Source organism: Candidatus Pelagibacter sp. PS_37 (assembly GCF_059417825.1).
The window spans coordinates 923,985-936,929 of the sequence record NZ_CM182067.1 but is presented as its reverse complement, the minus strand read 5'-3'; the positions used below and the strand labels follow the sequence as shown (position 1 = coordinate 936,929).

Below are 12,945 nucleotides of genomic sequence, written 5' to 3'. Positions count from 1 at the left end.
AATGAACAGAATTAAAAAATTATTTATTATATTTTTTGCAATAAGTTTTGCATCACAAGGGTTTGCAAAAGATGCACCAGCATCATTTGCAGATCTGGCAGAAAAATTAATGCCATCTGTTGTAAACATTTCTACAACGACAACAGTTACTACAAATTCAAATCCATTTCCTGGTTTTCAGTTTCCCCCTGGATCACCTTTTGAAGATATGTTCAAAGAATTTGGAACACCTCAAACAAGGAAGTCTGCTGCACTAGGTTCAGGATTTATAATAGAAGAGAGTGGAATTGTAATCACTAACAATCATGTTATTCAAAATGCAGAAGATATTTTAGTTCGAGTTGATGGTGATAAAGAATATAAAGCGACGGTTGTTGGTGCTGATCCCTTATCTGATATTGCAGTCCTTCAAATAGATTCAAAAGAAAAATTTATACCAGTTAAATTTGGAAATTCTGATCAAGCAAGAATTGGTGATTGGGTTATTGCAATCGGTAATCCCTTTGGCTTAGGAGGAACGGTTACTGCAGGAATAATATCAGCAAGAAATAGATCAATTGGTCTGTCTCGTTATGAAGATTACATTCAAACTGATGCATCAATAAACTCAGGAAACTCAGGCGGACCTTTATTTGATATGAATGGTGATGTAATTGGAATTAACACAGCAATTTTGGGTAAAGGTGGCTCTATTGGGATAGGTTTTTCGATACCATCGAACGATGCAAAAAGAGTTGTAAATCAATTGATAGAATTTGGTGAAACTAAAAGAGGATGGCTGGGTGTTAGAATTCAGGTAGTTTCTGAAGAAATTGCTGAAGTTGAAAAATTAGATGAACCTAGAGGAGCATTAGTTGCTAGTGTTGCAGAAAATAGCCCATCTGACAAAGCAGGAATTAAAGCAGGAGACATTATATTAGAGTTTAATAACACTAAGATTAAAGAGATGAAAGAATTACCAATAATTGTTGCACAAACAGAAGTTGGTAAAACTGTAGATGTTAAAATCTGGAGAAATAAAAGAGAGATTACAAAAAAAATTAAACTAGGAAGACTTGAAACTTCAGAGGATTTTAAAGTAGAAAAAAAAGAAACTAAAGAAGAAACACCTGAAATTTCTGAAATTAAATCTTTAAAAATAATTGTAAGACCATTGAATGATGAAGATATTGAGCAAAGAAAATTACCTAATCAAACAACAGGTTTAGTTATAACAAATATTGGAAAAAATAGCCCAATAGATTACTTAAATGTTGGAGATGTTATTGTTGAAGCTCAAAAGAAAAAAATAAAATCTACTAAAGATCTTGAAGATATTGTAAGCACTGTTTTAAAATCTAATCAAAAAACTATTTTGATTGTAATTTACAATAATCAAAACCAAAGAAGATATATTGGTGTTAAGCTAGATTAATAATGGACAAACAGTCCAAAATTATCTTAATTTCAGGACCGACTGCATCAGGTAAATCAAATTTTGCTGTTAAGATTGCAAAAAAAATTGAAGGAGAAATCATCAATGCTGACAGCATGCAGGTTTACAAAAAATTAAAAATATTAACTGCAAGACCCAACAGGCAAGAACAAAAAAATATTAAACATCATCTATATGGATTTGTTGATTTAAATGAAAAATTTTCAACTGGACAATGGTTAGAACTCACAATTAAAAAAATTAAAAATATTCAAAAAAAGAAAAAAATTCCAATTTTGGTTGGTGGAACAGGTCTATATTTTCAATCATTAATCAATGGACTAGTTAAAATTCCAGAGATACCTCTTAAGTTTAGAAACAAAGTTAGACTAATGTCTAAAAAAGAAGGACAAAAAAAATTTTATAAAAAACTTTTAAAACTTGATCCTAAAATTAAAGACAAATTTGATCCAAATGATACTCAAAGATCCATAAGAGCTTATGAGATTAAATCTTTTACAAATATATCTATGTATGATTGGTTAGCTAAGACTAAATCAGAATTTAAAAATAGTGATTTTTTAAAACTGCATATTGAAACAAAAAGAGAAAAGCTTATTGAAAGAATTAATTTAAGAACTTCTAGCATGGTAAATAGTGGAGCCATTTCTGAAGTTAAAAAGTTTCTTAAACTTAAAATTAAAAAAGATCAGAGTGTAAACAAGGTAATTGGGATTGCCGAATTGACACAGTATCTAAATCATGAAATTACCTTGGATGAAGCAGAAGAGTTAATATCAATTAAAACAAGACAATACGCTAAAAGACAAGCGACTTGGGCAAGAACTAGGATGACATCTTGGATTAAAATTGATCCAATCAAATTAAATGGTTATATAAAAAAATTAAAAAAATCTTCTCTTAAACTTGACCAATTAACATAAAGTCCGATAGATTGCCTGGATGCCAAAATTATATTCAGGAGCAGAGATAGTATTCAAGTGTCTTGAAGACCAAAAAGTTGAACATATTTTTGGATATCCAGGTGGAGCAGTTCTTCCTATCTATGATGAACTAAAAAATCACCCAACTATAAAACATATTTTAGTTAGGCATGAACAAGGAGCGGGTCATGCTGCAGAAGGTTATGCAAGATCAACTGGAAAACCAGGTGTTGTATTGGTTACTTCAGGACCGGGTGCAACAAATGTTGTAACCGCATTAACCGACGCGTATATGGATTCAGTTCCTTTAGTTTGTATTTCAGGACAAGTACCTACACACTTAATTGGAACAGATGCTTTTCAAGAATGCGATACTACAGGAATTACAAGACCTTGCACCAAACATAACTGGTTAGTTAAAGATATATATGATTTGCCAAGAATTATGCATGAAGCCTTTGAGGTTGCAACAACAGGAAGACCAGGACCAGTATTAGTTGATATTCCAAAAGATATTCAATTTGCAAAAACAAAATACTCAAAACCAAATAAAGATAAAAAAGTTGTTACTAAAAATTTAAATAGATTTAATCAAAAAGACATAGATCAACTTATTGATTTAATGAGTGAGTCTAAAAAACCAATATTTTATACTGGTGGTGGAGTAATTAACTCAGGACCCAAAGCAAGTGAATTGTTAAGAGAGTTAGTTTCTTTAACAGGGTTTCCTATAACCTCAACTTTACAAGGCCTAGGTGCTTATCCTGGAAATGATAATCAATTTTTAGGAATGCTTGGAATGCACGGAACTTATGAAGCTAATAATGCAATGCATGACTGTGACTTATTAATTAATATTGGTGCAAGGTTTGATGATAGGATCACAGGAAAAATAGATGAGTTCTCCCCTAAATCAAAAAAGGTTCATATTGATATAGATCCATCTTCAATCAATAAGATAGTTAAAGTTGATTTATCAATAGTTGGTGATGTATCGGATGTAATCAGTTCAACGACTAAAACATTAAAAAAGAAAAAATTAAATCTAGAAAAATCTAATAAACAAAAAATTTCAAACTGGTGGCTACAAATTGAAAAATGGCGGACTAAACAATCTTTAAGTTTTGTGAACAGTGATACAATTATTAAACCTCAGTATGCAGTTCAACGATTGTACGAATTAACAAAAAATAGTGACACTTATATTACAACTGAAGTCGGACAGCATCAAATGTGGGCAGCACAGCATTATAAATTTGATAAACCTAATAGATGGATGACATCTGGGGGCCTTGGAACAATGGGCTATGGATTACCAGCAGCTATTGGTGTTCAGGTAGCTCATCCAAAAAAACTAGTGGTAGATATAGCAGGTGAAGCCTCAATTCTTATGAATATGCAGGAGATATCAACAGCAGTTCAGTATAATTTGCCAATAAAGATATTTATTTTAAATAACCAATATATGGGAATGGTTAGACAGTGGCAGGAGCTACTACACGAAAAAAATTATTCTGAAAGTTATTCAAAAGCTTTACCAGATTTTGTTAAATTAGCAGAAGCTTATGGATGTGTTGGTATTAGAGCAAAAGATCCAAGTGAATTAGATGAAAAAATTGAAGAAATGATTAACACAGATAGACCTGTTATTTTTGACTGTCTTGTAGATCAAGGAGAAAATTGTTTTCCAATGATCCCATCGGGAAAACCTCACAACCAAATGCTTTTAGGTCCAAAGGATCAGGATGCAAATAAAATTACAGGAAAAGGAAAAGCGTTAGTTTAAATGGTAAAATCTAAATCCGCATATAGCACACCTAGTAAATCTGGAAAAATTGATACACACATTATTGTTGTATGGGTTGATAACGAAGCAAGTGTTTTATCCAGAGTAGTAGGGCTATTTTCAGGTAGAGGATATAATATTGAATCTTTAGCAGTTGCTGAAATTGATCATAAAAAAAACCTTTCTAGAATTACTATTGTCACAACAGGGACACCACAAGTTATAGAACAAATTGTATTGCAGCTTAAAAAATTAGTTCCAGTGCATAATGTTGTTAATTTTAAAAGAGAAGATAAAAAAGTGATATTTAAAGAAATGGCTCTATTAAAAATTGTTGCAAATTCTATCAAAATTAAGAAAGCTTTAAATGCTTGTAAAAAGTATAATCCAGTTATATTAGATCAGACAAATAAATCTGCTGTAATTCAAATTACAGCATTAAGAAGAGAAATAGATAGTATGATAAAGAATTTAAAACCACTTGGTCTTGTCAGCGCCTCAAGAACTGGAGCGGTAGCAATGACTAGAGGTGCAGAAATTTTAAATTAATTACCAATAGGAGAAAAAAAATGAAAATGTTTTATGAAAAAGATGCAGATGTAGATTTAATTAAAAGTAAAAAAATAGCAATTTTTGGTTATGGAAGCCAAGGTCATGCACATGCACTAAATTTAAAAGATAGTGGAGCCAAAGAAGTTGTTGTAGCACTTAGAGATGGATCAGCGAGTAAAGCCAAAGCTGAGTCAAAAGGATTAAGAGTTATGAATATGTCAGATGCTGCTGAATGGGCAGAAGTTGCAATGATCTTAACACCTGATGAATTACAAGCTTCAATTTATAAAAATCATATTGAGCAAAGAATTAAACAAGGAACAAGTTTAGCTTTCGCTCATGGGTTAAATATTCATTACAAGCTGATTGATGCTAGAAAAGATTTAGATGTATTTATGGTTGCTCCAAAAGGACCAGGTCACTTGGTTAGAAGTGAGTTTGAAAGAGGTGGTGGAGTTCCATGTTTATTTGCAGTTCATCAAGATGGAACAGGTAAAGCAAGAGACCTTGCATTATCATATGCCTCAGCAATAGGTGGGGGAAAATCTGGTATTATTGAAACTACCTTTAAAGATGAGTGTGAAACAGATTTATTTGGTGAACAATCAGTTTTATGTGGTGGATTAGTTGAGCTTATTAAAAATGGCTTTGAAACCCTAACTGAAGCTGGTTATGAACCAGAAATGGCATACTTTGAATGTCTACATGAAGTAAAGTTGATAGTAGACTTAATTTACGAAGGTGGAATTGCTAATATGAATTACTCAATTTCCAATACAGCAGAGTATGGAGAGTATGTATCTGGTAAAAAGGTTGTTGATAGTGAGAGCAAGAAAAGAATGAAGGAAGTTCTAGCTGATATTCAATCTGGTAAGTTCACAAAAGACTGGATGAAAGAGTGTGAAGGCGGCCAAAAGAACTTTTTAAAAATGAGAAAAGATCTTGCGGATCATCCAATTGAAAAGGTTGGTGCTGAACTTAGAGCCATGATGCCTTGGATTGGTAAGAAAAAATTAATAGATAGTGATAAGAGTTAATTTTTACTAAAAACCTCAATCGATCATAAATTATAGCCAAAATATAACATTTATTTTGCAATCTCTATTATAGATTGTATTATAGATTTTCTAAAATTATTGGTTATGAGCGACAAAGATAAAATTTTTATATTTGATACTACGATGCGAGATGGTGAGCAATCACCTGGTGCATCAATGAGTCTTGAAGAAAAAATTCAAATTGCAAGAATTTTTGATGAATTAGGTATAGATGTAATTGAAGCTGGTTTTCCAATTGCATCCCCTGGTGACTTTGAAGCGGTAACTGCGATAAGTAAAATTCTAAAAAATTCTATTCCCTGTGGATTATCAAGAGCAAGTAAAAAAGATATAGATGTATGTCATGAAGCATTAAAAGCTTCCCCTAGATTTAGAATTCATACTTTTATTTCAACAAGTCCATTACACATGAAGCACAAGTTGAATAAATCACCAGAACAAGTTTTAGATGCAATTAAAGAAAGTGTAACTTATGCAAGAAATTTAACAGATGATGTTGAGTGGTCATGCGAGGATGGCACAAGAACAGATATGGATTATATGTGTAAGTCAGTTGAGCTTGCAATCAGTTGTGGCGCTAAAACAATAAATATTCCAGATACTGTTGGTTATACAATTCCAGCTGAATTTACAAAAATAATTACAACATTAAAAAACAAAGTTCCAAATATTGATAAAGCAATTTTATCCGTTCACTGTCATAATGATTTAGGGTTAGCAGTTGCAAATTCACTTGCAGGGGTTGCAGCAGGAGCAAGACAAGTAGAGTGCACTATAAATGGTATTGGTGAGAGAGCGGGTAATGCAGCACTTGAAGAAATTGTAATGGCAATAAGAACAAGAAATGATCTAATGCCTTATTCAACTGGAATTAAAACTGAATTGTTAAGTAAAGCTTCTAAAGTTGTTTCAAATGCAACCTTTCCTGTTCAGTTTAATAAAGCAATTGTTGGAAAAAATGCTTTTGCACACGAAGCAGGCATTCATCAAGATGGAATGCTTAAAAATAGAGAAACATATGAAATTATGACGCCTGAAAGTGTAGGAGTTAAAAAAACATCTCTTGTTATGGGAAAACATTCAGGACGACATGCATTTAAAGAAAAATTAAATGATCTTGGTTATGCAGATGTAACTGATGATGTAATTCAAACAGCTTTTGGAAAATTTAAGATTTTAGCTGATAAGAAAAAACATGTTTATGATGATGATATTGCAGCACTAGTTGATGATAGTTTGGTTTTAGATAAATATATGATTAATTTAAAATCATTGAAAGTTTTTGCAGGAACAGGTGAACCTCAAAAAGCAGAAATGACACTAGATGTTTATGGAGAAGTTAAAAAAACATCTGAAACAGGAGATGGACCTGTAGATGCTATTTTTAAATGCATCAAAGTATTATATCCTCATGATGTAAAATTGTTATTGTATCAAGTTCATGCAGTTACTGAAGGAACTGATGCACAAGCTACAGTAAGTGTTAGAATTGAAGAAGAAGGAAAGACTGCAGTTGGACAAGCTGCGGATACTGACACATTGGTAGCATCAGCTAATGCTTATTTAAGTGCTTTAAATAAAATGATTATTAAAAGAAAAAAAACTGCTCCAATGGAGCATGAAACTCAAAAAGTGAAAGGTATATAACTAAGATGGCTAATTGGTTTAAAAATTTAAGTAGTATTTGGAGTCAAGATATGGCGATTGATCTTGGAACTGCTAACACACTTGTTGTTTTAAAAGGGCAAGGAGTAGTTTTAAATGAACCCTCTGTAGTAGCCATTGCTGATAATAATGGAAAAAAAACTGTGTTAGCTGTAGGTGATGAAGCAAAGACGATGCTTGGAAGAACACCTGGTAACATTAGTGCTATTAGACCTTTGAGAGATGGAGTGATTGCAGACTTTATAGTTACAGAGGAAATGATTAAACATTTTATAAAAAAAGTTCACAAAAATAAAACTTTTGCAAACCCAAGAATTTTGATCTGCGTTCCTACAGGGTCAACACCAGTTGAAAGAAAAGCCATTCAAGATAGTGCGTTAGCAGCAGGTGCGAGAAGAGTACAATTAATTGAGGAACCTATCGCTGCAGCAATTGGTGCAGGTCTTCCAATCTCAGAAGCAACAGGATCAATGGTTGTTGATATAGGTGGAGGTACTACGGAGATAGCCGTTATGTCACTAGGTGGTCTTGTTTATTCTAGATCTTTAAGAGTTGCTGGAGATGCAATGGATACAGCATTAGTTAATTATATGAGAAAAGAATATAATTTAATGATTGGAGATAGTACTGCTGAAAAAATAAAAAAAGAAATTGGTACTGCTATACCATCGAACAGCAATACTTATGCTGTTAAAGGTAGAGATTTAAGATCAGGAACACCTAAAGAAGTAAATATTACTGAAGAAGATACAGCGGAAGCTTTAAATGATATTTTAAAAGAAATGGTAAATGGGATAAAAGATGCTCTGGAAAATACTCCTCCTGAATTGTCAGCTGATTTAGTAGATATGGGTTTAACGTTAACAGGCGGTGGAGCTTTATTAAAAAATATTGATAAAAGATTCTCAAAAGAAACTGGATTGCCAGTTTTTATAGCAGATGATCCTTTAGCATGTGTTGCTATTGGTACTGGAAAAGCTCTAGAGCAAGAAGAAACATTCTCTACTATGCTATCTGAATATTAGAAATAATGGAACCAAGCAGAGATGATTTTGTAATTGCATTAAGATCTGCTTTTTTAAAAAAAGGAACACAGCAAAGATTCTCATTATTAAGTTTAATATTTTTTTCTATAGTTTTTTTAATTTTGGGCAGTTTTAACTTTAAAATTATAAACTATGTAAAAGCAGGCATTAAGGAAGTAGTTTATAGATCGTCTTTTATAGTTTCTGTGCCAGAAAATTTATTAAAAGATAGTTATCTTACAATCCAAAATCATAAAAAACTTTATAAGGAAAATGAAAAAATTAAGTCTGAACTAGAGATTTTAAAAGCCAAAGATTTATTAAATGAATTTATAATTTCAGAAAACCAAAGATTAAAAAATATTGTTGATGATCATTTGGTTAAATCAGACACTATAATTGCTAAAGTTTTAAGTGATAAAAGTAGTCCTTACTTAAGATCAATCATCATTAACAAAGGCAGTAAACATAAAGTAAACCTTGGAATGGTTGTAATAGATGGTGAATATCTTGTTGGAAAAATTGTTGAGGTTAACTATTCATCATCTAGGGTATTATTACTTTCAGATTTGAATAGTAAAATTCCAGTCATAGTAGAACCGAATACAGTAATTTCTATACTTTCAGGGACGGGTAAAGATTATGGGGTAATTCAGTATAGCAAAAAATATGAGGATATCAAAAATGAGTCTGTTATTTACACTTCTGGAGCAGGCAGCTTATTCAAGGCTGGAATACCTATAGGAAGAATGAATATTAATAACTTGAGTGATGAAAAAAAAGTAGATTTTTTTTCAGATTTTTCTCAATTAAAATTTGTAAAAGTTGTTTCATTTAAAAAAAGTGAGAACAAATGACAGGGTTAAGAAATAAAAATTTTATTAGAATAATATTATTAAAAGTACCCGTAATTTTACTTTTTGTATCTGTTTTAAATGATTATGATTTTAATTATTCAGGTTTAAAATATTTTTCATTTAATTTTTCATATATTTTAATTTTTTATTATAGTTTAAAAAAAACTGAAAGTTTAGGATATACTTATATTTTTATTGCAGGTTTGTTTAACGATGTTGTGATAGGAACTCCAATTGGATTAAGCAGCTTAATGTATCTAATACTTTGTGTAGCAGCATCCTATCTTAGAAATATCACTTTAAGACCAAGTTTACTAAAAGATGGTATATTTTTTCTTTTAACAATTTTAATTATAAATTCATTATTGTTTTTATCTTTAAAATTTATTTTTAATTATGAGTTAAATTATTTTGACCAAATAATAAATATGGTATTCACTTTTTTGTTTTATTTTTTATTTTCAAATTTATTTAATTTTTTTGAAAATTATGTAGTGAGAAATAATAATGCTGGGTGAAGATTTTGGTGTAAAAAAAGTTCAAACCATTAATAGAAGAATGTTTATTATTGGTGCTGCTAAGATTATTGTATTTACTGGAATAATAGCTCGATTATTTTCATTACAAATTACAGAGAATAAAAAATATTTAACTCTATCTGACAAAAATAGATTACGTGAATGGAAATTACCTCCAATTAGAGGTGAGTTTTTAGATTATTTTGAAAATGTTATTGCCGGTAATTTAAAAGTATATCAACTTCATGTTACTCCTGAAGAAGTAGAAGATTTTAAATATTTGATGGTAAGGTTAAAAGAAATTTTAAATATTAGTAATAATGATTTTAAAAAAATAATAGACCAAAAAAATAAACAAAAACCTTGGGAAACTATAATCATTTCTAAAAATTTAACATGGGAGCAGTTTACAAAAGTCAATTATTACTTGCACGATTTAGTAGGAGCCAAACCAGTTCTATCTGTATCACGAAACTATCCCTTTAGTGAAAGTTATACACATGTCTTGGGCTATGTTAGTGAAGCGAGTGAAAAAGATATTCTAAATAATGAAATTATAAGAAGTACACATGTACCAGGTCTCAAAGTGGGAAAAAATGGTTTAGAAAAAACTTTTGAAGATGAATTAATTGGTACGAATGGTATCCAAAGGTATGAAGTTAATGCCTATGGAAAAAGAATTAGCCAACTTGATCATACCGATGGATTAAATGGCAAAACAATTAAACTGACAGTAGATACAGAAATTCAAAAGTTTTGTAATGAGCTTTTAAAAGGTGTAGCTGGCTCAATAAGTGTAATGGATATTTATACGGGTGATATAATTGCTATGCAGTCATCACCATCATTTGACCCTAATTTATTTCTTTTTGGAATTAATCAAGATGACTGGCAGTTAATTAGAAACAATCCATTAAAACCATTAGTTAATAAAACTTTATCTGGTTTGTATTCACCAGGCTCAACATTCAAACCAATGGTAGCTTTATCAGCACTAGAAAATAAAATTATTGATGAAAATTTCAAAGTTAACTGTACAGGAAAAATTGAAATGTATGGACAAACTTATCATTGCTGGAAAAAAAGAGGACATGGCATTGTAGATTTAAAGGACGCAATGAAGCAGTCTTGTGATACATATTTTTATGAGATTGCGAGAAAACTTGGTGTAGATCGATTAAAAGAAACATCTATAAAATTTGGCCTTGGTGAAAAAGTTTTAAATGAAACATTTAGTATTGAGAAAAAAGGGTTAATTCCTGACACCAAATGGAAAAAAAATAATTTAGGAAAAGGTTGGGTTATAGGTGAAACATTAATCACAGGTATTGGACAAGGCTATACTCAAACAACACCTCTACAATTATGTCAAATGACAGCTCAGCTTGCAAATGGAGGATTTAAGATTTATCCAAAAATAATAGTAGAAGAGGATAGTAAAACTGCAGATGAAATTAGATTCATAATGAATGAAAATAGAAGACAATTAAATAAAAAAGACAGTGGATTAAAAGATACAACAGAAGAACTTTTAGGGTTTTTAGATAAAAAGGAACATGAAACTTTATTTAAAAGTTCTAAAAATATAAACTTAGTGTGTGAAGCGATATTTGCATCTACAAATGAAGTCAGAGGGACTTCTTACAATTCACGTATCGAAGATCCCAAATACCAATTTGCTGGAAAGACAGGAACATCACAAGTTAAAAGAATAACTGAAGCTGCAAGAGAACTTGATTTAAGTACCTCTGAAATTCCATATAATGAGAGGGATCACGCTTTATATATAGCGTTTGGTCCATATAAGAATCCAAGATACGCATTAAGTATTGTTATAGAGCATGGTGGATCAGGCAGTTCAGCTGCTGCACCGATTGCAAAAAAACTGTTTAAATTAATTATAGATAGACATGAGCTAAGAGAGAAACAAACTAAACAAAATGATTTAAAAATATAAATGCAATACAATTCATTTAATACACAACCCACTTTTTTTCAAAAATTAAGAAATTTTGATTACATTTTGTTAATTTGTATTTTATTGCTTGGGTTAATTAGTGCTTTGTCCATGTACTCAACCGATGGGGGGCAAATCTTATTTCATAGCAAAAGTCATATTTCAAAATTTTTAATTTTTTTCACAATGATGATTTTTATGTCATTTTTTAATATTAAATTTTGGCATTACTTTGCTTACTTTTTTTATATTGTAGTTTTATTTTTTCTAGTCTGGGCTTCCTTGTATGGCATTAAAGCTTCAGGATCACAAAGATGGATCAATTTATATTTTATTAATTTACAGCCATCTGAATTAATGAAAATTGCAATAATAGTATGCCTTGCTAAATATTATCACCGTATACAATTGAATAAAGTTAATAGTTTTCAAGTTATGTTTGTTGCTTTGGTAATTTTAATTTTACCAATCATGCTTGTTATTACTCAACCTGATTTGGGAACTTCAATTTTAATTGCTTTAAGTGGATTAGTTGTCATATGGCTTGCAGGAATTAATATTAAATATTTTGTTTATTCATTTATAACTTTATTAATTTCAATGCCTTTTGCCATTGCTTTTTTACAACCTTATCAAAAGCTTAGAATTTTGACTTTTCTTAATCCAGATAGGGATCCTCTAGGTGCAGGTTACCAAATTATTCAATCTAAAATAGCAGTTGGATCTGGAGGTTTAACTGGCAAAGGTTTTTTAAAAGGAACTCAAAGTTATTTAGAATTTTTACCAGAAAAACATACAGATTTCATTTTCACTTTATTTGCTGAGGAGCAAGGTTTTTTAGGTTCTCTAGTTTTATTGTTAATTTATATAATCATTATTTATAGAGTATTAAGAATTGGTGCAATCTCGAGGAGTTATTTTGCTAAACTTTTTTGCTACGGCTATGGGTCTGCAATATTTTTTTATGTAACAGTAAATATGTCAATGGTTTTAGGTTTACTGCCTATCGTTGGATCTCCACTGCCAATTATGTCATATGGAGGGTCTTCAATGCTTGCAACCATGATTGGATTTGCAATTGTTATGAGTGCTAAAATTAATCATAAACAGCTAATAGCGTAAGTATTTTAATGTTTTACTTGTCGAATTTGTCGCGAGAATATTTAATT

At 30.7% G+C, this 12,945-nt stretch carries 11 protein-coding genes; all 11 read left to right on the top strand.

Annotated elements, in window-relative coordinates; genetic code table 11:
* Nucleotide 1: 1 nt before the first annotated feature.
* Entirely contained in the window at nucleotides 2-1,414 is a 1,413-nt protein-coding gene (locus AC5SL9_RS05005; RefSeq protein ID WP_494573904.1) for a Do family serine endopeptidase, read from the top strand.
* A gap of 2 nt (nucleotides 1,415-1,416) precedes the next feature.
* Nucleotides 1,417-2,358 (top strand): tRNA (adenosine(37)-N6)-dimethylallyltransferase MiaA, encoded by a 942-nt coding sequence (gene miaA / locus AC5SL9_RS05000; RefSeq protein ID WP_494573903.1) that lies wholly within the window; start codon nucleotides 1,417-1,419, stop codon nucleotides 2,356-2,358.
* Nucleotides 2,359-2,377: 19 nt separating this feature from the next.
* Entirely contained in the window at nucleotides 2,378-4,144 is a 1,767-nt protein-coding gene (locus tag AC5SL9_RS04995; RefSeq protein WP_494573902.1) for an acetolactate synthase 3 large subunit, read from the top strand.
* Complete coding sequence (gene ilvN, locus AC5SL9_RS04990; RefSeq protein WP_006997908.1) at nucleotides 4,145-4,693, top strand: acetolactate synthase small subunit; 549 nt, start codon at nucleotides 4,145-4,147, stop codon at nucleotides 4,691-4,693.
* A 20-nt stretch (nucleotides 4,694-4,713) separates the two neighbouring features.
* The gene (gene ilvC / locus AC5SL9_RS04985; RefSeq protein ID WP_006997909.1) at nucleotides 4,714-5,733 is read left to right on the top strand and encodes a ketol-acid reductoisomerase; all 1,020 of its coding nucleotides are present in this window, start codon (nucleotides 4,714-4,716) and stop codon (nucleotides 5,731-5,733) included.
* Nucleotides 5,734-5,838: 105 nt separating this feature from the next.
* A complete protein-coding gene (locus AC5SL9_RS04980; protein ID WP_027307116.1) occupies nucleotides 5,839-7,401 on the top strand; it encodes a 2-isopropylmalate synthase in 1,563 nt (520 codons plus the stop codon).
* A 5-nt stretch (nucleotides 7,402-7,406) separates the two neighbouring features.
* Nucleotides 7,407-8,444, top strand: a complete 1,038-nt coding sequence (locus tag AC5SL9_RS04975; RefSeq protein ID WP_006997911.1) for a rod shape-determining protein — start codon at nucleotides 7,407-7,409, stop codon at nucleotides 8,442-8,444.
* A 5-nt stretch (nucleotides 8,445-8,449) separates the two neighbouring features.
* The gene (gene mreC / locus AC5SL9_RS04970; RefSeq protein ID WP_020169655.1) at nucleotides 8,450-9,301 is read left to right on the top strand and encodes a rod shape-determining protein MreC; all 852 of its coding nucleotides are present in this window, start codon (nucleotides 8,450-8,452) and stop codon (nucleotides 9,299-9,301) included.
* Nucleotides 9,298-9,819, top strand: coding sequence for a hypothetical protein (locus tag AC5SL9_RS04965; RefSeq protein ID WP_011282344.1), 522 nt, complete (start codon nucleotides 9,298-9,300; stop codon nucleotides 9,817-9,819). Before mreC ends, AC5SL9_RS04965 begins: the two co-directional genes overlap by 4 nt.
* Entirely contained in the window at nucleotides 9,809-11,776 is a 1,968-nt protein-coding gene (mrdA, locus tag AC5SL9_RS04960; protein WP_494573901.1) for a penicillin-binding protein 2, read from the top strand. Before AC5SL9_RS04965 ends, mrdA begins: the two co-directional genes overlap by 11 nt.
* Nucleotides 11,777-12,898, top strand: coding sequence for a rod shape-determining protein RodA (rodA, locus tag AC5SL9_RS04955; RefSeq protein ID WP_494573900.1), 1,122 nt, complete (start codon nucleotides 11,777-11,779; stop codon nucleotides 12,896-12,898).
* Nucleotides 12,899-12,945: the final 47 nt, after the last annotated feature.